The organism is Amycolatopsis sp. NPDC039088 (genome assembly GCF_055598845.1).
This window is the reverse complement of the sequence record NZ_JBVKAE010000013.1, coordinates 33,920-54,796: the sequence shown is the minus strand read 5'-3', so window position 1 is coordinate 54,796 and position 20,877 is coordinate 33,920. Positions and strand designations below refer to the sequence as shown.

Annotated in this window: 10 protein-coding genes and 3 tRNA genes; 7 read left to right on the top strand and 6 right to left on the bottom strand. The window is 66.4% G+C overall.

Annotation, left to right across the window (positions count from 1 at the left end; genetic code table 11):
* Positions 1-20 precede the first annotated feature (20 nt).
* From ACZ7KI_RS18430 to ACZ7KI_RS18420, 3 genes are all read left to right on the top strand, one after another.
* Positions 21-93, top strand: a tRNA-Gly gene (locus ACZ7KI_RS18430).
* A gap of 25 nt (positions 94-118) precedes the next feature.
* Positions 119-189: transfer RNA gene (locus ACZ7KI_RS18425), tRNA-Cys, on the top strand.
* A gap of 1 nt (position 190) precedes the next feature.
* Positions 191-265 (top strand) — tRNA-Val (locus ACZ7KI_RS18420).
* A 272-nt stretch (positions 266-537) separates the two neighbouring features.
* On the opposite strand, the gene ACZ7KI_RS18415 is transcribed toward ACZ7KI_RS18420, so the two are convergent.
* The 3 genes from ACZ7KI_RS18415 to ACZ7KI_RS18405 all read right to left on the bottom strand — a co-directional run bounded on the left by ACZ7KI_RS18415 (position 538) and on the right by ACZ7KI_RS18405 (position 13,722).
* The gene (locus ACZ7KI_RS18415; RefSeq protein WP_470274466.1) at positions 538-918 is read right to left on the bottom strand and encodes an XF1762 family protein; all 381 of its coding nucleotides are present in this window, start codon (positions 916-918) and stop codon (positions 538-540) included.
* 639 nt (positions 919-1,557) lie between these two features.
* The gene (locus ACZ7KI_RS18410) at positions 1,558-9,906 is read right to left on the bottom strand and encodes a SpvB/TcaC N-terminal domain-containing protein (protein WP_470274326.1); all 8,349 of its coding nucleotides are present in this window, start codon (positions 9,904-9,906) and stop codon (positions 1,558-1,560) included.
* 1,071 nt (positions 9,907-10,977) lie between these two features.
* Positions 10,978-13,722, bottom strand: a complete 2,745-nt coding sequence (locus tag ACZ7KI_RS18405) for a BTAD domain-containing putative transcriptional regulator (RefSeq protein WP_470274325.1) — start codon at positions 13,720-13,722, stop codon at positions 10,978-10,980.
* Between the two features lie 406 nt (positions 13,723-14,128).
* On the opposite strand from ACZ7KI_RS18405, the gene ACZ7KI_RS18400 reads away from it, so the two are divergent.
* Entirely contained in the window at positions 14,129-14,551 is a 423-nt protein-coding gene (locus ACZ7KI_RS18400) for a hypothetical protein (protein WP_470274324.1), read from the top strand.
* A gap of 179 nt (positions 14,552-14,730) precedes the next feature.
* A complete protein-coding gene (locus ACZ7KI_RS18395) occupies positions 14,731-15,405 on the top strand; it encodes a ketoacyl-synthetase C-terminal extension domain-containing protein (RefSeq protein WP_470274323.1) in 675 nt (224 codons plus the stop codon).
* Positions 15,406-15,579: 174 nt separating this feature from the next.
* Here ACZ7KI_RS18395 and ACZ7KI_RS18390 read toward each other — a convergent pair whose 3' ends face one another.
* Genes ACZ7KI_RS18390 through ACZ7KI_RS18380 form a run of 3 tightly spaced genes read right to left on the bottom strand, consistent with a single transcriptional unit; the run spans position 15,580 to position 17,900 of the window.
* Entirely contained in the window at positions 15,580-16,146 is a 567-nt protein-coding gene (locus tag ACZ7KI_RS18390) for a hypothetical protein (protein ID WP_470274322.1), read from the bottom strand.
* Between the two features lie 39 nt (positions 16,147-16,185).
* The gene (locus ACZ7KI_RS18385; protein ID WP_470274321.1) at positions 16,186-16,818 is read right to left on the bottom strand and encodes an MBL fold metallo-hydrolase; all 633 of its coding nucleotides are present in this window, start codon (positions 16,816-16,818) and stop codon (positions 16,186-16,188) included.
* Positions 16,815-17,900 (bottom strand): S-(hydroxymethyl)mycothiol dehydrogenase, encoded by a 1,086-nt coding sequence (locus ACZ7KI_RS18380; protein ID WP_470274320.1) that lies wholly within the window; start codon positions 17,898-17,900, stop codon positions 16,815-16,817. Before ACZ7KI_RS18380 ends, ACZ7KI_RS18385 begins: the two co-directional genes overlap by 4 nt.
* Before the next feature lie 151 nt (positions 17,901-18,051).
* On the opposite strand from ACZ7KI_RS18380, the gene ACZ7KI_RS18375 reads away from it, so the two are divergent.
* Both ACZ7KI_RS18375 and ACZ7KI_RS18370 read left to right on the top strand, forming a co-directional pair.
* Entirely contained in the window at positions 18,052-19,302 is a 1,251-nt protein-coding gene (locus ACZ7KI_RS18375; protein ID WP_470274319.1) for a helix-turn-helix transcriptional regulator, read from the top strand.
* Between the two features lie 926 nt (positions 19,303-20,228).
* Entirely contained in the window at positions 20,229-20,873 is a 645-nt protein-coding gene (locus ACZ7KI_RS18370; protein WP_470274318.1) for a lytic polysaccharide monooxygenase auxiliary activity family 9 protein, read from the top strand.
* Positions 20,874-20,877: the final 4 nt, after the last annotated feature.

Below are 20,877 nucleotides of genomic sequence, written 5' to 3'. Positions count from 1 at the left end.
GACCGAGGATGTGAGGATGTGCGGATGTAGCGCAGCTGGTAGCGCATCACCTTGCCAAGGTGAGGGTCGCGGGTTCGAATCCCGTCATCCGCTCGGAAGGCCCTCTCGGGCCTGACACGGTGGAGTGGCCGAGAGGCGAGGCAACGGCCTGCAAAGCCGTGTACACGGGTTCGAATCCCGTCTCCACCTCGCGCGATTAGCTCAGCGGGAGAGCGCTTCCCTGACACGGAAGAGGTCACTGGTTCAATCCCAGTATCGCGCACCATCTTTTTTTCGCAGGACTGAAGCCCTGCTCCTCTTCGGAGGAGCAGGGCTTCAGTCGTTCAATGCGATGAAATGGCGATGGCCCTCGGAGCGGTCTCCAAGTGCCCGTCACGGAAAGTGGCGTGCAGGTGCGGGAACCACTCCCCCAGCTTCGGCCAAACTCGAGGTGTCGACCGACCAACTCGCCCCAGCGTGAACCGGTGTAGACGTCGAGCAGCCGGAGCACGAACCCTGTGGGCCCGAGCCCGCTCTCATACAGCCGCATCGGCGCGCTCAGTGCCTGCACCGGTGTCGCGACAAGGTTCTCGACCTCGAACTTACCTGAGGTGACACGGATCCCGGCGCCACTGTGGACCAATCGGGCCGCGGTTGCAAAACCGCGGTCGGACGGAACCCCGCCGCGCGCAGACTCGCGCCGCTCTCACCGTCCTTCGTGTAGGTGATCAGACGCTGGAACCCGAGCGTCCGAGCGACGCGCCACGAGACTCCGTACAGCTTGGAATTGGCGTTACGGGTCCGGTCGTAGAGGTACGCGTTACCCCGGGGAACGATCGTCAAGCTCAAACTCGACACCGCCAGACAGCCCACAGTGGAGACAGCCGCCGGTCCGTCAGACCTGCCTCCGGTCTCGGTCCGAGTCCGGGCTCGGACCATAATGCCGACGGCTCGCTGGTTCACATCGCCACCCCGCCGACGTCAGCGAGCGCACCGATCTCGGCATCCCGACCCGGCACGACCCGACAGGATCGCCGAGCCGGCCGATCCCGAAGCGGCAGTGTGGACGGAGGCGAGATCAGCTGGGTCGAGGTTGAACCGGCGCCGTCGGGATCGGCCGGGAAGACGAGGACCGTATGGTGCGCTTGCAGAGCAACGGAATGCTCGAGAGCACGCTCAGCCCGGATCGCAGTGCGTCGTTGCGCCAGAGTCGCGTGGGTATAGGTACGACCACGTTTCATCGTCGCAGTAAGGGCGAGACAGCGCCCGACTGGCGCCAGGCCTGCGGTACCGCCGATCGCGGTGATCTGGCTGGGAACGTCGAGCAGGTCGTGCCGGACGGAGCGCGGGTAACGATCACGTGGCTGCCGGCAAGGCCGTCCTGGGGTGCGCGATGGCGTTGAGGCTTGTCGATGCCAGTCAGTACTGAATGTGACCGAACGCGAAGCAACCCCGGGACAGCTGCCGCGTTGTCCCGGGCTTGCTTCGTTCCGTCGATTCAGGCCATCGCAGGGTGGAATCACATCAGTTCCAGGCAGCCTCAGGGCTCTAATACCTTACGACCGCATACAGGATCGGCTAATCGGTCGGGGTGCCGCGTGGTAACGGTGTAACGGGTGAGTACTTCACTCCGCCCGTCCACTGGAGCCAACTGTTGTCGTCCTTCGGGTTGATCATCATGACTGCGAGGCCGCTGTCGACCGCATACTTGACTGCGTCGATGAGCGGCGTGTAGTCGCAGCAGGCCTGCGGGCCTTCGCCCAGAGTTTTTTCGAACATGATGAGGTCGAATCCCTTGCCGATTTCCCGGCCTAGCCAGTTGTTGTACAGGTCCATCGTCTGACGCTTATTAGCGTTACCCTCGAACGCCTCATGGGCGTCAGTTAGCTCCTGCGCCGTCTCCGCATCGAAGTACACCGTCAGCAAAGCGCTTAAGTATATGTGCTGAAAGGCGTTGCCAACGTCCCCATCCTCTGTCGCGTCCTCCCCGCTTCCTCCACCACCGCCGAAAAGCTTACGCGTGGTACTGAGGGTTTCGCTCCTGATTTGGTCTATCAGTAGCAATTTGCCGGGGTTCGCCTTGAAAAAGGTTTTTTCCTTTTCGGTCACTACCTGCCTGAGGAAGGTTGTATGCGCAGGCCCTGTCTGCAACTGGAAGTTGCTCTCGATCCTCGCCATGGTGGCGTCGTCGAGCGGCCCCACTCCTCGAGTGTGCTCGGTAGGGCTTTTACCGGTGGGGTCGGTGAGTTTGACGGGGTTGTTGTGGGCATAGGTGTGAGTGGCAAGGTTGCGGGGATTGGTGATACCACCTGCGGCCTTGGAGCCGGACATGAAGTCGGATAGGGCAGGGTCCGCGCTCGCCCAGAGTTGTGTTCTCGGGTTGTAGTAGCGGGCACCGTGATAGTAGAGGCCGGTCTCTTCGTCGAGTTCCTTGCCCGTGAACTTGTACGGCGTAGCGCTTTGGCCGGCCTGTTCCTCCACCCAGGTTTCTCCGAACGGCATGTATTCGAGGTGTTCGGCGACGTTGCCTTGCCTGTCGGTGACGTAACCGGATGAGCCGAGGTGGTCAGCGTGGAAGTAGGACTGGTCGTTTTCGAGGTCGCCGGCAGCGACGGTCTTCGTGGTGAGGCGGCTGTCGCCGACGAAGATGTGCTTGAAGCCGGTGCCGTTACGTTCGCTGTAGCCACGATTGGGGTAGAGCGACAAGCCGTCACCTCGTTTGATGACGCGCTCACCGGCCACGTCGTAGGTGTAGCCGACGGTGGCGTCCTGACAACCCGCCGGGGTTTGAGGGACTGTCGCCGTGGTGGTGTCTTGGTTGCAGGCGAGCCTGTTCTCCTCGTCCCACACGTACTGCCGCCGTTTGGTCTCGCCCGCCGCGGTGTTCACGGTGTCGGTGAGGTTGCCGCTTGCGTCGTAGGTCTGGGTGATCGGGCCGACCTTGCTCGGCGCGTGGGGTTTTCCGCTGCCGTAGTCGTACTTGTAGTCGTAGCTCCCGGCTGCCTCGATCGGCCCGGTGTACAACGGGCCCAGCGACGCCGGGCTCCCTCCGCCGCCCTGGACCGGTGACGCGGTGCTCGGCCCGCCGCGGTTCAGCGACACCGCTTGGGTGGAGTTGCCGGTGATCTCGTGGTGCTGGGTTTTGGTGGTGGTGTTGTGGATGGAGTCGTAACCCAGCGCCAAGGTGTATTTGTCCTGCTGGTTGCTCTTGTTCGTGTACTGGCCACTGGCGGACGTGAGCTGATAGAGGTCGTCGTAGCCGAAGGTCTGGCTGCTCGGACCACCGATCGTCGGGTTCTGTGCCGTGGTGTTGGTCAGGGCGGCGATGTTGCCGACATTGTCGTAGGCGTAGCCGAGGTTCTGGAACTCGGCGCCGCCCGGTGTTTTCGATTTCAGGGTGGCGAGCCTGCGGTCGGCCTGGTCGTAGGTGTAGGTCGTGCGCACCCCGTTACCGGCCTGCTGCAGCACCTTCTGGCCGAACTTGTCGTAGTCCAGGCGACCGAGGTAGAGGTAGTCGGCTCCGTTCTTGGTCCCGGTGGCGCGGGTGACCTGGCCACCGGTGTCGTAGTCGTAGCGGAGGACCTCGCCGTCCGGGTACGTCATCTGCAGGACACGGTTGAACGCGTCGAAGCGCCACCCGGTGGTGTAGCTGCGATCCGCCTGCCCGGCGATCTTGATGGTGCGGGTTTCCCGGGTGGTCTCGCCCAACGGGCCGTAACCACGGGTGAGGGTCCCGGCAGCGTCGCGGATCTCGGTGATCCGCCCGGCGGCATTGTCCGGCGCACCGGGCCCACCATGAATGTACGTGACGTTGTTGGCCGGAAAGGCCGGATAACGAACCGCGGTGAGACGACTGTGGTCGTAGTCGTACTCGACCTGCTTACCGCCCGCGATGATCTTCGTCGTCGGGTTACCCGCCAGGTCGAAGTGGGTCTCGGTGTGCCCCGCGTCGGGACTGTCGAGCACCGTGCGGCGACCGAGGGCGTCGTACTCGGAGCGGGTGGTGTTGTTCTTGTCGTCCACGACGGTGGTGAACTGCCCGAGCGCGTCGTAGGCGTAGCTGGTCCAGATCACCGGCTGTCCACCGGCCGGGTTGAACTCCTTGACCGCGGTGGTCTTCTCCCGCAAGTCGGCGTAGCCGCGCTTCTGCTTGCCGTTGCCGTCGGTCGCGACGGTTTCGAACCGGGTGACACCGGCGCGGTCCGGTCCGAATCCATAGGCCATGGCGGTCGTGACGTCGTCCGGTGCGATCGTCTTGACCGGCCGGTCGAGCACGTCGAACGAGGTCCGGGTTGGCGCCACGGTGTCGAAGGCGGCATTGAACGTGGTGTTGCCGTCATCCTTGGGCTCGGTCACGGGGTGATACTGCTCCACCGCCCGGCCGACGAAATCGAACTTGGTCCGGCCGGAGACGGTCATGACCTGGTCGGGAGTGTCACCGGGATTGTTCGCGACCGTGGCATCCTTTTTCGTCTGCAGGACTCGCTTCAGACCGTCGGTGAACGTGACGGTGTCGATGGTGTCTTCGCGGACCCCGGTGGCGTCGCGGTCGAGGTGCCGGGTGGTGGCGTACGGGACGGTGGCTTCGGGGTGATAGTCGAAGTCGATCGTGACCTTGCCCGACCCGATCTCGTACGGCCCGGTGACGGTGTCCAATCGGCCCACGCTGTCGTAGCCGCGTAGCACCTGTCGGCCGTTCTGGTCGGTGGTGCGGTCGGGTTGTCCGTACTTGAGGTTGTGCGTCGCACCGGAGCGCAGTCCGAAGCTGTCCACAATAGACTCGATGTGGACGCCGACAACGGTGTCGTAGCCGTAGTCCAGCCGATACCGCTGACCGGTCCGGTTGGCCGGTTCGGTGACCGACTTCAGGTTCCCGTCAGGGAAGTATTCCAGGTCGGTGTCGGCCGAGGTGGTGTCGGTGAGGTATTGACGGACCTGCCGTACCGCACCGGTCACGCAGTCCACTGTGGATTCGCTATGCCTCGACACCGCGCTGCCGGTGGTGCCGCGCTGCTTGAGCAGGTTGGCGGTACCGACCAGGTTGCGCGCCCGGCAAGCCGGGTCGGACGCGGTGTAACCGTAGGTGGTCTCGAGGTCGTCGGCGGTGCCCTCGTCGGCGGCGTCGAACGAGCGGATCAGGTTGCCGAAGTCGTCATACGACATTTCGGTGTAGGTGGATTTTCCGGGCTCCTCGGCGCCTTCGTAGAAGTGTTTGTCCACTCGGGACAGTCCAACGAACACGCTGCCCGGCGCGACGTCGCGTGTCTGATAGGTGTTGACGGATTCGGTGAAGGGCCGTCCCGCACCGTCGGCGGAGAGGGCGCGGGCGACCAAACCGGTCGTGTACGGGCTGTCGGTGCGGTACTCGTCGGTGGTCGAGCGGTAGAGCGCGTCGGCCGCGCCGGGGTCGCGCTGTTCGGTGACGACCTTGCCGAAGCCGCGGAACTCGCGTTCGAGCCGGTCGTATTTGCCCTGTTCGTAGCGGTAGGTGCTGAGCTGGGTGTCGGCGCCGTCGCCGGGGTGGCCGTCGGAGACGGTGGTACGGGACAGGACCCAGCGGGACTCGGGCATCGCCTGGGAGTTGCCGGTACGGGCATAGTCCAGCTCGACCCGTCCGCCCATCGGCCGCGTCACCGTACGGAGCAGATTGGTACGGCCGGTCTGGTTGGCCGCGACCGTCAACTCGTTGTCCCGGGTGGATTTCACGTGATCGGCCAGCCCGTCACCGTTGACGTCGCGCAGGCCGATCTCGGCACGGCCGATACCGGTGGAGGCGTTGACGCCGGGGTTGAACACGAACGTGCCGATGGGGGTGGGGACAGGGAACGTGAAGTAGACGCCCGCGCCGAGGGTGGCGTTCTTGTCGACGGCGATGTCGGTGAAGCTGCCGCGGAAGGGAGTGTGCGCGGTGAAGCCGGTGCCGGTGTTGATGGCGACCTTGATCGGGTTGGCGCCGTCGGTGAAGACGCGGTCGGTGAGGCCGTCGCCGTTGATGTCGACCATGCTCGCGTTGGTGAACGAGGTGCCGAGTTCGGCGGAGAGACCACCGGCGAAGCCGTAGTTGTCGACGTTGAAACCGAGGTTGACGCCGAGGTTGCGAGTGGAGGCGTCGTTGATCGGGCCCGCCGGCCAGGGTTCCTTGGCAGCGAAGCTGTAGCCGAGGTTGAGTTGGACGTCGCCGTTGGCGAAGACCTTGTCCGGTAGACCGTCGCCGTTGATGTCGACGAGATCGACCCGGGTGTCGGACTCACCGCCGCCGAGACTGCCACCGATCCCGAGTGCCGGTTGGACCGGGCCGGAAGTGGCGGTGTTGTTGCTGCTCCCGGCTTCGGGCGCGGCCAGGCCCAGAGCGCTGGCCAGTGTCGCGGCCTCGCTGCCCGCGGAGTACGACACGTTGCCGGACAAGTTGTCGGTTTCGCGGACGTTGCCGCCGAGCGTCCCCCGTCGGGAGCCGAGCGCGCCGTTCATGTCCGTGAACTGGATCTCCTTGGCGCCGACCACATCCGGGAACCGGTCACCGTTGAGGTCGACGTAGTCCACCGACCCGGCGGTGATGCCACCGACGACGGTGCCCCCGAACGGACCGGCGGACAGGGTGCCGGACACCTGGCCGGTGACCCCACGGCGCATCACCGTGCGGTCGCCTGCGACGTCGGCGTCGGTGACGATGTCGATGGTGTCCGCGCCGAGGCGGGAACTGGTCGCCATGGTGCCGGTGAACCAGGAGGATTCGTCTTGCGCGGCCCAGCCGCCTTTGGCGGGGTTGGCGGCGAAGATCGCGAGCCGGGGCATGGCGATCCGGGGGTTCGCGGTGAACCCGGGGATGTCGGCTTCCTTGGGTTCCTTGGGAAGGGCGTCCTTGAAGCTTTGGTCGATCGCGAGTTCGGCCTGCTTGATCGGTTGGGTGGCGCGGTCGCGGTTGGCCTGGTAGCCGATCACACCCCAGCCGCGGTAGGGCTGCGGGAAAGCACCCTGCTGAGCGGAGCCGTGCATCGCGCTCGGCGCCGGGCTGAACGTCGGCCATGGGGAAGTGAGGTCGTAGGTGACCTTCGCGGACTGTTCGGCGACCAAACCGAACAGGTTGGGATCCGTTGTGGAGTGGTCGAGATACAGCTCGTCGCCTTCGGTGACCGGGACGACCACGTCCAGATCCTGGCCGGGCGAGCCGTACTGTCCGTTGACGATGTCGACGACCCGCTTGCCCAGTAGCTGCCCGCCGCGTTTCTTGACCGTGAACGCGATCTTGGTCGGCCCGGGAAAGCCGAAGTTGAGCTTCACGCCCGGCCGGATCCGCAGCTTCCCGGTCTTGGTCACCTTGTAGGTCTGCTGCGGCGCCGCGAGGGTGTCGGCGGGGTACATGTCGACGTCGAACGGCGGGCTGATCACCAGCGTCGGCTGCCCCTTGTCGTCGACCAGGGACTCCACCCCCAGCGCCTCCGTGTAGTGCGCCTTCGGCACCCACGACACCGCGGAAACGTCGATCGGGGAGTCGGTCTTGATGTGCCATGACATCTTCTCGAACTGGCTGACCGGGAGACTCATGTCGATCGTGGTGGTCCCGGTCGATCCGGCGGGCAGGACCTTGCGGAGCACCTCCGCCGGAGCGTGCACCCCGTTGCCCTTCGTGATCACCACGGTCACGTCATCCGAGGTCACCTTGCTCTTGACCACGTCGCCGGTCAGCCGCAGCGTGCCGGTCACCGGCACCATCACCTGCGACGAACGGCCGCCGAGCGTGAAGTCCGCCGACGCGCGGAACACCGTGTTCGCCAGTCCGTTCACGTCCGTGCCTGCCGCCAGGTCGGTGTAGCTGATCGTCGGATCCCACGCCACCGTGTCGTACTTTCCGTCCAGAATGGACTGTGTACGGAAGTAGAGCGCGTCGCCCTTCTTCACCGCGATCGCCGACACGTTGGCCGGGGTGAACTCGGTGTGGTCGTCCGGGCCGATTCGCTGCGCCCAGAGTTCGGCGTCCTTGGCCTGGATGGTGACCCGCACACCGTCGGCTTTGGTGTACGCGGCGCGCGCGGGCGACGGGTCCACGGTCAGTTGCACCCGGCCGTCGACGCGCACGGTGCCGTCGAACGGCGCGACCCACCGGCGCACCGAGTCCAGCAGCGGCGAGTTGTCGACCTGCTGATTGAACTGCGCGGTCTGGTCACCGACGATCTCGCCGGTCACCGCGCCACCCCCGACCGGCACCGGGGTGCGGGTGGAATCCGCGCTGTAGGCGGGCTGCCCGTTGGCGTCCAGGTAGCCGAACAACACGCCGCCGTTGTTGACCAGATCGGTGATGCCGTCACCGTTGACGTCGCTGAAGAACCGATCCGACGTGGTCGTGGTCCCCACGAAGTCCAGCTGCGCGGCGACAGCGAGGACGAACGCCTCGACACCGATCGTGCCCGACAACGTCCGCTCGGTCGAAATACCCGGCAGGTCACGCAACTTCAGCGGTGTGTCACCGAACTTCGGCTCACCCCCCGGAGTGCTCAGATTGGGGCGGTAATACACGTCGTTGTTCTTGCGGAAAACCTTGTCCGGCAGGTTGTCACCGTTCACGTCCACCAGCGCCGACAGGCCATCGGACTGGCCGGCGTTGAACCCGACCTTCAGCCCGACGCCCCCCTGCTTGACCGGCCACCCCTGCACGTTGTAACCGGCGAACAAGTGCGCACCGAACCCGACGGAGGTGCTCGCCGAGATCGCACTCGCTTCACCTTCACGGATGTTCACGCCCAGGTCGTCATCCGGGACCGACCAACCTGCCGCCTTCGCGAATCCGGTGTAGTTGCCGTCCTTGTCCCGGACATCGTCGAAGTAATCGAACGAATGGGTGTTGAACAGCTTGTTGTCCTCACCGAATTGAGACACCGACGCCAGCAGCGTTTTCGCGAACGCGCCGGTCCGGTAGTTCAGCTCGTAAGCGCGCACCAGCTGGTCGTCCAGCTTGACCTCGACCCGGCGCAGCAGATCGGCGGTCACCTTCTTGAACCCGCCCCGGGCATCGATCTGCACATCACCGCGGCGAGGCTCACCCCGGTCCCGGTCACGCAGGAACGTCACCGAGTACTTGCCCTCGACGTCACCGTGGCCGGTATAGGTGATCCGCCGCGGATACAAATTGCTGCCCGGCACCGTCGACTTCTCGGTACCGCCGTCGTCCACCCTCGCATACCGGTAACGCATGACATTGTCGTTGGTGTCACGGACCTCGCGGACCGCCCAGGTGGCGATGCTGCCCGCCTTGTCGGCGAGCGTCGTATCGGGTGCCCCGCCGAACACCATGCGGGTGCCCGCCTTGTCGGTGACCTCCCACCAGTAGTTCGCCGGTCCGTCCCCGTGGCGGACGATCCGGTCGAACCGGCTCTCCGCCCGGGCGTGGAACACCTTCTCCGCCGTCCGCGCCTGCAACGCACCCCGATGGGCCACCGGCGTCAGCTGCTCACCGTTCAGCAGATAGGTCTCGGTCTCCAACCCCGCGTCATACCGCGGTACTCCCCAACGGGTGTCGACCGTGATCGTCGGCATGGTGACGTCCCACCCGACACCCAGCCAGCCGTTCGCTCCCCCGGAGCTGTACGCCACCGCCAGCTTCGGGTCCAGACCCGCCCGCCCCTTGGGCACCTCGAGCGGATACGACATCCGCGCGTCGCCGGAGTTGTTCGCCGACGGTGGCGCGATCAGGTTCACCCCGGCACCCGGATCGGCCGCTTTGATGTCCTTGATCAGATTCGGATCGAACGAGGTCCCCTCCGGATGCTCCGGAGCGGCCACCGCCCCCTCCGCACCCGATGCCTGCCCTGCCCCGCGCACCGAGGCGGGCGGAGCCGCGCCCGGGAGCACCATCGCCACCAACGCCAAGATCAACGCCACCATCACTGCCTTGTGGTGCTGACGAACCGGACGAGCCCACGCGAAGGCAGACATGCCCCCGACCCCCTCTGGATCAATGAATGTGGCTATCAGGCCCGGCAAAGAGCGACATTCCCTGTCGCGCGCGGGATCGAGCGGTGACGTGTGTGACGAAGACATTCGATCGAATAGCCGAAACGAATTAGTGCGTTCGGTCGAGCCTCCTGCCGGGATCAGCGCATAATCCCTGCAACAGACGAGACTTCGATCTCCGGTGACGCTATCGGCGGCTCATTAAATTTCGATGAAACGCCCGTTCTCGGCACAAGAATGACCTGACACCCAACGAGACGACCACGCTCGTCCGAGCGACCTGCGGCAAGCCGCCTCGACTCGTCAAACCGGTCAGGACCGGTCAAGACCCGTTCCGCAGCGGGCCCGACCGGCCCAGCATCCTTCAGGTTCTGCGTAGCCACTCACCGAGGGCGGTGTAGTCGGCGTCGGTGAGGCCCTGCCGGGCGTCGACGCGGTGCAGCAGGGCGGGTGCGTTCGATTGCCCAGCTGACGAGGGCTCGGGTCTTCCAGTGCAGTCCGTCGTGCTCGTCCTGCTCATCAAGGTCGGCTGGCTCCGGCCAGTCCATCACCGACAATTGTGGAAGGCCAAGTCGCGGCGAGAGGCACTCGTTGGCGTCGGAGGTCCATGTCGTGGCCCAGACCAGCTCGCAGGGCAACGCGGCCAATCGGGACCCGTGACCAGGATCGACCCTGGCCAGGAGCGGGTTCGAGGTGGCTGCGGGTGAGTCGACGTCGAGCCGGTAGGTCGGGTACTGCTCAGGCGGGGCGCCGAACGGGATGAGCGGCCCGTCGACGTCGAGGAAAAGCAGAGGCCGTTCTCCAGTGCCTGTCACAACCGCACGATAGCTGCCGATCAGCCCGCGTGAGACTCGTTGGGGTGGCTACGAATTCGACTCGTCACCGCGATCAAGAGATTCGGTGGTTCCGCTTCGCGGATCCCCGAAGCGGCTTCGCAACCCGGTATCTCTCACATCCTGGTCAAGGGGTGTGGGCGTGCGCCTCGGGGCTCCGCCTCCGACGCTCCACAGCTAGTTCTTCTTGTTGTACGCCTCGACGACCTCGGACGGTCATCTACACGGGCCCATGATCGACGAGTCGCTCCTGCAACCGGGCGTGCCGGAACTGGTACACCGCACCTACCTGCCGCAGCACGCCGCGACGGTGCGCGTCGTCGAGGAAAGTCATGAATCCCCATGGAATATGGCCTTGAGCGGCCAGCCACAACCGTGTGCAGCCGAACGCACCCCAGGCCCGGGACAGGCAGACGCTGAGCCCGACGGCCAGACCGAACAGGCCGCCGGCCGCTATCGCTTGGGCCACACCGGCCATCTCATGGATCACCTGGCCGCTGATCAGCGCCCCGGCGACGCCGTACGCGACGGTGCCCGGCTTCGGCGCGAAGTACCGGCCGAGCAGGGCGGCGGCGATGCCGCCGGCCACGCTCAGCACCACGTCGAAGCTGCCCTCCAAGATCTGGACGGTCGGCTCATCCTGGGTGAGGCGCAGCGCGAGGCTGTAGAACAGGCCCATCGACACGATGAACGCCAACGTGAACGACAAGGCGGCGGCGCGGTCCTGACGCAACACGGTGCCGGGGCTGGACACCCGGGTGGCGTCCAGCGGAGTGCCGAGCCAGACGTGCACGCCGACGGCCAGACCGAACACCACCGCGACGAGGACGGTCACCCCGATCGGCAGTGACCAGCCGAAGCCGAGACAGGCCCCGGTCGCCGCGCCCACCGCGAACCGGCGCGCGAATCGGCAGGCGATTCCGGTGAAAGTCGCCTCGACCCGCTGCGGGCCTGGCCGGCGGCCGATGCTGTGCGTGACGATGCCGGCGGCGGCGCCGGAGGCCCCGTAGATCGCCGCAGTGACGGGGTCCGCGGCGAGCAAACCGGTGAGTGCGAACAGCAACGCGGGTGGCAGGCCGAGGTAGAGGCCGACGACGAAACGCGGCACCGCCTGATCCAGCCGCCACCAGGCGAGGTCGCGGGTGCGTTCGCGGTCGAGCCGCCGGGCGAGGAAGGACAACCAGCGCTCGACGTGTTTCGGGTCGTAGTCGCGCGGAAGGCCGAGGCGGGCGGGCGGGGATGGGCGGCGCGCGTACACGGATGGCAGGTACGCATCGAGCAGGTGCAGTTCGATCGCCGCACGATCCGGAAATCGTGCGGTGTCACAGAGTTCGCTGGGGTCGGTGGCCGGGTTGGCGTAGACGCTCCGGGCCAGGTCGACCATCAACGGCGTGCGCAGCGCCTGGGCCGGTACGCCGGTCGGCTCCCGTCTCAGCCGTTCGACCAACGGCTGCCACCGCGTCTCGCCGGGCCGTCGACGCGCGGTCAGGAACTCCACGGCGTCCTCGATCTCCACCGGCTCGATCTCCACCACGGCGGCCCTGGCCAGGAACGAGCCCGCCGCCCGCACCGCGAGTTCGTACTCGGTCCCGCGACAGGTCACCACCAGCGGCCGGCCCGCGCCGACGGCTTGGTCGAGGGCGTCGATCGCGGCCGTGTGCAGACCCGGCGGAGTCTCGTCGAGCCCGTCCAGCACCGGGATGACCCGGCCTTCGAGCACCAGGCGCAGCCCAGCGTCCGGACCGTAAACGGCGGTGTTGGCCAGCCCCGGATACTCCTCGACCAGCCGCCGGGCCAGCCAGGCATCCAAGTGCTCGTGACGCGGATTCCACGACGCGAGCGTCAGCAACACCGGCACCGGCTCGCCCGGCGGTGGGTCTGTGAGTAAGCCGAGAGTGAGAAGGATGGCCAGCACAGACTTGCCGGCGCCGGGCTCGCCCAGCACCACCAGTTGCCGTGACGGGACCTGCCGGAACTTGGCCACCACGTCGGTCAGGTCACCGCTGAGCACCAGCCGCTCCAGGCCGTCACCGGCACGGTCACCGAGTACCGCCGACGCCACGGCCGCCACGTCACGTTCGGTGCTGGACCAGCGCAGCGGCACCGGCTTCGGTCGATGCAGCGACCGCGTTTCGGCCTCGGCCGTCCACTGCCGGGCGATCGCCGCCGCGAGCTCCTCGGCCGCGCGGTCCAGACCATCGGCAGAGGCCGGTTTCGCGCGCTGCGGCCGGTTCTCGCCGCGGAGGATACGTTCGTGCAGTTCACGAACATCCGGGCCGGGGTCGATGCCCAGCTCCTCGGCCAGTCCGACGCGCAGCTGCCGGAACACCTTGAGCGCGTCGGCCTGCCGTCCGGCGCGGTCGAGGGCGAGCATGAGCTGGGCGTGCGGCCGTTCTCGCAACGGGTTCTCGGCTACGACCTCGGCCAGTTCGTCGATGACCTCGCGATGCTTTCCCAAGGCGAGCTGCCAGTCCACGCACAACTCGAACGCATCCAGACGCTGCTCTTCCAGCCGCGCCGCGCGCCCGGCCAGCACACCGGTGCCGAGCCCGTCGAGCGCCGGGCCGCGCCATAACTTCAGCGCTGCCCGGATCTCGCGCACTCCGTCACGCAGCGCGCCCTTCTCGGCCTGCCGTCGCGCCTCGGTGACGTGGTTCGCGAACCGCAGCAGGTCGAGTTGCTCGTCGGTGACGACGAGCCGGTAGCCCGGGCCGTCGGTGACGATCAGCCGCTGCTCGGTGTCGCCCAGCCGGTCTCGCAACGCCGACACGCAGTTCTGCACCTGTTTGGTCGCGGTCGCCGGTGGCTCGTCGTCCCACGTCGACTCGATCAACCGCGCCATCGGCACGACCACGCCCGGAGTCAACAGCAGCGTTGCCAGCACTCGTTGTTGCCGGGTGCCCGGCAGCGCCAACCGCCCCTGCGCCGTCCAGATCTCCAATGGCCCCAGCACGTGAAAGTCCATCGGCTCCCTTCCCCAGAATCACGATCTTAGCTCGTTGACCTGCGGGGAGGACAGCGTGAGGACGAGGAGAGGACGGCTCTCCGTAGCGTGGTGCTCGTTCGGTCACCCGCCCCGGCCGGTGATCAAATCGAGAGGGAACTTCACGTGTCCAAGACCCACTCCGGGGTCGCTCTCGCGGCCACCGTCGCCGGGCCGCTCGCCCATGAGACGACAAAAATCCTGGGACCACGAAGATCATCAAGTCGCGAAATTCGGGCCTGGCTCAACCTGCGTGATCTCCGCGCGGGACATACGGCAGGGGCAGTGATCCCCCGGGGTCGTCCGGCACTGCGTCCGGACCTCCTTTCACACCGAAGATGTGCGCCGATCGGCGCGCGACCGTCCTCTGAGAAAGGGAATACCCGTCATGCTCAAACTCCGCACCCGCCCGAACACGGGGCACCGTGCCAAGGTCGCCGCGGCAGTCGCCGCCGCGGCGATCGCCACGGTCGTCTCCGCGGCACCGCCCGCGCTCGCGGCGGATCCCAGCACCAAATTCGGTCCCCTCACCTACGGCGCGAGCTACGCACTTGGCCACATCCGCTGGCACCAGCGGTCCGTCGACATCGACTATTCGATCAAAGCCTACGGCTGCCGCGTGCTCTGGGCGTTCGGCTACGACAACAGCGGCACCTTGCGAGATGCGAACTACAGGACAGTGTGCAGCACCACCGCCACCGACACCATGCGCGTGCTGGTGGACGTCCCAGGCGGCGCGGCCCGCGTCTGGCTGCATTTCGACGACGAAAACGGGATCACTCGCGACCAGGAGACCCACAGGCGCCCGTGATCACCGCATCGCACCCGCCTTACGGCCAGCACCTCTGACGGAACCGGCCCAGCCCGCCGGGAACTCGAGCTGAATGCCGGACCGACACGACAAGAGCCTGTATCAGCCGCGGCGTCCGCGGCTGATACAGGCCACAACGCGACCAAAACTTCGCAGTATTCCGTGTGCACGAAGGTCGAATGCCAGGCGAGCCGTTGCCGATCGGGTCGGTGAAGGCCAACCTCGGACACCTCGAACCGGCCTCGGGCATGGCGGGCCTGTGCAAGGCGATCCTGGTGTTGCGGCACCGGATGATCCCGCCGACACCGAACGCGAGCCCGCGCAACCCCGAGATCGACTTCGACCGGCTGGCGCTGACCCCTGTGCCGCAAGCGCGACCGGCAGGCGAAGGCAGCATGGTCGGCGTCAACTCCTTCGGGTTCGGCGGCACGAACGTGCACGTCGTGCTCGGCACGCCACCCACCGTGCCGCGGATTCCCCAGCAGGACACCAGGATGGTGTCGCTCGTGGTGTCCGGTCACACCGAGGCCGCACTGGCCGACGCACTGCCCCTTATGGACGAACGGCTCCGTGACCGCGCGGATTTTCCCGACCTCGCCTATACGGCCTGGCGTCGGCGTGGCAGGCACGCCTACCGGCGCGTGGTCCTCGTCGGCACAGCGGACCAAGCACGGCGCCGGTTGTCCCAGCCGGGCACCGCGCAGCGCGCGACCGAGCGGGGCAAGGTGGCGTTCGCCTTCTCCGGGCACGGCGCGACCTGGCCGGGCATGGCCGTCGACCTGCTCGACGCCGACCCCGTGTTCGCCAGGACCGTCGCCGAAGCAGATGGGAGTGGTGCTCCATTCTGGTGGTGACGATCTCATCGTCGGCGGCGCCCCTGAGCGGTGGTTCTGCCCACGCCAGGGTGTTGGCGACGAGATTGAGAGCCTCGGTGGCGTTGCGAGTGAAGACGAGAACTTACAACTGCGTTTAGTCCTCTGAACGCGTTCCCCGCTACCGCGGACCGACGCGGCGCCGCATGTGTACGGTCACAGGCGTTTCTCCAGGCGGTCGCGCAGGTCGGAGTAATCATGACTGGGGAAGAGTTCCGGGAAAACGTCCACCATGGTCCGCAGGTCGTCCGCGACACGCTTGAGGCCGCTCTCCCTCAGATCGACGTCCGCGTCCAGGTACTGGGCATAGTCGACGTCCAGCCGCACGGCCCCATCGGAACTGTCGTAGTACCAGACCTCGGGTGAGATGGTCTCGGACGCCACGGACGGGATCCGCGGTGCGGCGAGGGTGCCCCCTCCGGTCCTCGGCTGCTCGTCGAACACCCGGAACTCCTCGTAGAGGGCGGGCAGGTCGTCGTGAACGAGTGTCTCGCCGGTGGCGAAGAGGGCCGCGGGAAGGTGACGCAACGAGAACTCACCGCTGAGGCCCGATGTTCCCTTCGTGAGCGTCCAGTGGGCGGAGACCCCGTCGAACCGCAGGAACGCGCGCTGGAGTTCGGGGGCGAGGCGCACACCTTGCCATTCTTCGATGAGCGCGAAGGCCTCCGGTGCCTCCCCCGTGACTTCCTCGATTTCTCCCCTCTCTTCGTAACGGACGTCCACTCCGTCGGTCTTCTGCAGTTCGTCCAGGAGCCGGAGAACTCAGTGTCCGCGGGCGATCCATTCGGCCAGGTGCGGAGCTTCGGTGCCGATGGTGGTGGGGTCGCCGTGGCCGGTGTGGACCTTGGTGTCCTCGGGCAACGCGAAGAGCCGTTGCCTGATCGAGGAAATGATCGTCGGGAAGTCGGAAAACGAGCGTCCCGTCGCGCCGGGACCGCCTGAAAAGAGCGTGTCGCCGGAAAAGAGCGCCTTGGCCTCGGGCAGGTGCAGGCAGATCGAGCCTGGCGAGTGGCCCGGGGTGTGGATGACCTCGAGCTCCGTGCCCGCGACGGCGATCCGCTCCTTGTCCTCGATATGCCGGAACCGGTGGCCGGGGTGGGTCATCTCCCACAGCTCCTGGTCACCGGGATGCAGAGCGACCGGGGCGTGCAGGTGTTCGCTGAGCCGGGGTGCGACGGTGACGTGGTCGTTGTGCCCGTGGGTGCAGACGATGGCGACCACGTCACGGCCGCCTACGGCCTCGATGATGGTCTTCTCGTCGTGTGCGGCGTCGACGATCACGACCTCGTCGTCGTTCCCGACGAGCCAGACGTTGTTGTCGACGTCCCAGCTCCCGCCGTCGAGTTCGAAGACCCCGGCGGTGACGACGCGCTCGATCCGCGGTTCCCCGCTCACAGGATCACCACCGAACGCAAAACCTCACCGGCGTGCATGGCGTGGAAGGCCTTCTCGACATCGTCCAAAGAGATCCGCTCGGTCACGAACCGCTCCAACGGCAACCGGCCCTGCAGATAGAGGTCGATCAGCATCGGGAAGTCCCGCTCCGGCAGGCAATCCCCGTACCAGGACGACTTCAGCGCGCCACCGCGGGAGAAGAAGTCGATCAGCGGCATCTCCAGGCGCATGTCCGGGGTCGGAACGCCGACCAGGACCACCGTGCCCGCCAGGTCACGCGCGTAGAAGGCCGCCTTCCACGTCTCCGGGCGGCCAACCGCGTCGATGACGACGTCCGCGCCGAAACCGCCGGTCAGTTCCTGGATCGCGGCGACCGTATCGGTGTCCGAGGCGTTGACGGTGTGGGTCGCGCCGAGCTCACGCGCCCATACCAGTTTCCGCTCGTCCCGGTCGACCGCGATGATCGTGCCCGCACCCGCCAGCCGGGCCCCGGCGATGGCGGCGTCGCCCACTCCCCCGCAGCCGATCACCGCGACCGAATCCCCGCGGCCGACAGCGCCGGTGTTGACCGCCGCGCCGAGGCCGGCCATCACGCCACAGCCGAGCAGGCCCGCGACAGCAGGGTCCGCAGCGCTGTCGACCTTCGTGCACTGTCCGGCGTGGACGAGCGTCTTGTCCGCGAACGCCCCGATGCCCAAGGCCGGAGTCAGCTCGGTGCCGTCGGTCAACGTCATCTTCTGTGTCGCGTTGAAGGTGTCGAAGCAGTACTGCGGACGACCCCGTTTACAGGCCCGGCATCGCCCGCACACCGCACGCCAGTTGAGGACGACGAAATCGCCTGGCCGCACCGAATCCACACCGTCTCCGACGCTTTCCACCGTCCCCGCGGCCTCGTGGCCGAGCAGGAACGGGAACTCGTCGTTGATACCGCCGTCGCGATAGGTCAGATCGGTGTGGCAGACCCCGCAGGCCGCGATCGACACGACGACCTCACCGGGACCCGGATCCGGGATCACGATGTCCACCAGCTCCACCGGAGCGTTCCGGGACCGGGCGATCACTCCGCGCACCTGCTGTGGCATGCCCTGCTTCCTCCACCACTCGACAACAAAGGCATGCGCATCAACGCATGCTTCACGTGAGGCTAGGCCGGGAAGCCGCGACAGCGACCTGGTCATCAGTCCAGTGGATCCTGTCCTTTCGACCAGGTGAGGCGACGGCTAGGCTCACCCGATGCCCGACTCCGCCGACCTGACCGCACTGCGCGAAGTCATCGAGGGCCCGCTGCGTGAAATCGCCGACCGGTTCTCGCGCTTCCTCGCCGACGGCCGACCACACCAGGCCCTGGTCATCTTCACCCGGGAGTGCACCGGGCGGCCGCGCAAGGTCACCGGAACCCGGGAGATCACCGACAAGATCACCATCGCCGAACTCGAAACGCTCAAAGCGAGCGTGCCACCCGGCCATCAGCTGACCACGACGGCGACTCTCGGTGGCACAACCCGGACGGTCTGGGCCGTGCAGGACCCGATCGGCACCCTGCTCGTACTCGTCCCCCGCTCGAGCCGAGCCCGATTCCCGCGCCCAGCCGCGCTGGCCGAAGTCTTCGGCATCGTCGCGACCTCGATCCGCCAACAGGTGACCCAGGCCAGCCCCGACTACCTGGCCGAATCCCGCGCGGCCTCCAGCGAACGCGCCCGGACGATCGCCGAAATGGCCGCGGCACACGAAACCGCCCTCGTCACGATCCTGACCACACTGCGGTCCACCCGCCTGGACGACCACCGCGCCCGCCTCGCCGCGACCGACTCCGCCTCGGCCGCGCTCGTGGCCCTTCGGTCGGCCCAGAAGACCGACCTCGCTCAATCCGAAGAACCCGTCCACACCGCGTTCGGCAGGCTGCGCCGGGAAATCCGGCAAATGCTGCGTCACCACAACGCGGAGCTCGAATTCGTCGCCCCGCCGAAGAACGGCCGGGCGATACCGGGCGAAATAGCCCACGCCGCCCGAGCGATGACCTGCACGGCTGTGCTGACCTTCACCAGCCAGCCCGACCTGACCCGGCTCCGGATCGCCTGGTCCAGCGACAGCACCGCGCTGTACCTCGACGTCCGCGATCAGGAATCGGGCGCCCTCGACGTCACCGGTCTGCGCCTGCAACTCGACGGGCGCGCGAAAACCCTCGGCGCCGCCGTCGAGATCGACGCCGTCCCCGGCTGGGGCAGCCACGTGACGATCAGCCTCCCCTTCCGCCCGTCGACAGGCCGGACCGACGAGGCACTGCCGTCGAATCTCAACCGCCGCGAGCTCGAAGTGCTGCGCCTGGTCGCTCAAGGGCAACGCAACAAGACCATCGCCGACGCGCTCGGCATCAGCGAAAGCACGGTGAAGTTCCATGTCACCGGCCTCCTGAAGAAGCTGGACGTCTCCTCACGCGGTGAAGCCGCGGCCTTGGCTCTGAGCGCCGGAATCACCGACTTCTGAGTCGCGAGAACATGAACGTCAGCGCTCGTGGCGTTGACCCCAGGGTCCCGGCAAAATCGGGATCGTGCAGGTCGGGGACCTCTTGATCATGGCGCAGGCCGACGTCTATGAAGGAATTGGGACGTTGAGTGCCCCAATTCCTTCATGGACACGGGGCCGCACCCGGTTGCGAAGTTTGATCAACAGAGGTTTAAGGGCATGCCCGTAAACCTGGTGTACCTCGAGTGTGGAGGATTTGGGACGTTCACCGTCCCGAATCCTCCACACTCGGACCCCGCAGGCATCAGCGATGCCACATCCGGACCACCAAGAACAGCGCCAACCAGCAACTCTGCGACTTTGCCGGAACCCTGGCGTTGACCCCAGGGCCCGGCAAAGTCGCATAACTGCTGGTCGGCTCCGCCGCTAGAGCGGGACAGGGCGAACGTGTCATGGTGGCCCCGGCGGGAGCGGGCTCACACAAAAGGCCTCACCCGGCTTCTGACCGTCCATAAGGGACACTTCTCGAGTCAAACGTGCCCGATTTGGGAGACTTGCACGCTTTCACGAGGAGGTCGTGAGTGATGCGGGTCGTTCTATAAATAACCCTCGTTATCACTCACGACCCCGCGTCGAAACGTGCATAGCGGCATCAATCGGACATCTAATCGTCCGATGGTGTCCCTTGTGGACAGTGAAACCTCTCCGGCGTCCAGAATCAGGCCTGCCTACCTCGGCTCACCCTTGATCAACCTCCACCACCGATGCGTGCGGCCCCGCGACAGTGCAGGAATAGTCGACCGACCTGCAAGATTTCGACTTTGCCGGGACCCTGGCGTTGACCCTCAGCGGCGAACATGCCCTCGCCCGACTTTCGGGCCTACACGCCGGCGCACCGGGACACCTACCGTGATTTGGTCTAGACCTCTCATGGGAGGAAGTCCGCGATGAAATTTTCCCGCTCCACCGTCAAAGTCGCGATACTGACCGCCGCGTTCGGCACGGTTTCGGTGTTCACCGCCGTCCCCGCCCTCGCGCACGGTTCGATGGGCGACCCGATCAGCCGGATCATGCAATGTTTCCAGGAGGATCCGGAGAATCCGCAGTCCGCCGCGTGCAAGGCCGCCATCGCGGTGGGCGACAGCTGGCCGATCTACGACTGGGACGAGGTCAACATCGGCGATGCCGGCGGCCGAAGCCGCGAGATCATCCCGGACGGCAAGCTGTGCAGCGCCGGCCGGGACAAGTACAAGGGCCTCGACCTGGCCCGCGACGACTGGCCGGCGACCAGACTGCCGGCCAGCGGCCCGTACACGTTCCAGTATCAGCTGACCGCCGCGCACGAGGGCACCTTCGAGCTGTACGTCACCAAGCCGGGTTACGACCCGGCGAAACCGCTCAAGTGGTCCGACCTGGAAGACATCCCGTTCTACAAGCAGGACAACCCGCCGATCGCAGGCAACGCGTACCAGCTCCACGCGAACCTGCCCGGTGGACGCACCGGCAGGCACCTGATCTACTCGATCTGGCAACGCCACTGGCCCGACTCCGGCGAGGCCTTCTACTCCTGCTCGGACGTGATCTTCAACTGACTCC

Excerpts from the sequence above, each read along its gene's own strand:
- ACZ7KI_RS18415 (WP_470274466.1), bottom strand. The coding sequence starts at position 918 with ATGGTCCGAGCCCGGACTCGGACCGAGACCGGAGGCAGGTCTGACGGA.
- ACZ7KI_RS18410 (WP_470274326.1), bottom strand. The coding sequence starts at position 9,906 with ATGTCTGCCTTCGCGTGGGCTCGTCCGGTTCGTCAGCACCACAAGGCA.
- ACZ7KI_RS18405 (WP_470274325.1), bottom strand. The coding sequence starts at position 13,722 with ATGGACTTTCACGTGCTGGGGCCATTGGAGATCTGGACGGCGCAGGGG.
- ACZ7KI_RS18400 (WP_470274324.1), top strand. The coding sequence starts at position 14,129 with ATGCTCAAACTCCGCACCCGCCCGAACACGGGGCACCGTGCCAAGGTC.
- ACZ7KI_RS18395 (WP_470274323.1), top strand. The coding sequence starts at position 14,731 with ATGCCAGGCGAGCCGTTGCCGATCGGGTCGGTGAAGGCCAACCTCGGA.
- ACZ7KI_RS18380 (WP_470274320.1), bottom strand. The coding sequence starts at position 17,900 with ATGCCACAGCAGGTGCGCGGAGTGATCGCCCGGTCCCGGAACGCTCCG.
- ACZ7KI_RS18375 (WP_470274319.1), top strand. The coding sequence starts at position 18,052 with ATGCCCGACTCCGCCGACCTGACCGCACTGCGCGAAGTCATCGAGGGC.
- ACZ7KI_RS18370 (WP_470274318.1), top strand. The coding sequence starts at position 20,229 with ATGAAATTTTCCCGCTCCACCGTCAAAGTCGCGATACTGACCGCCGCG.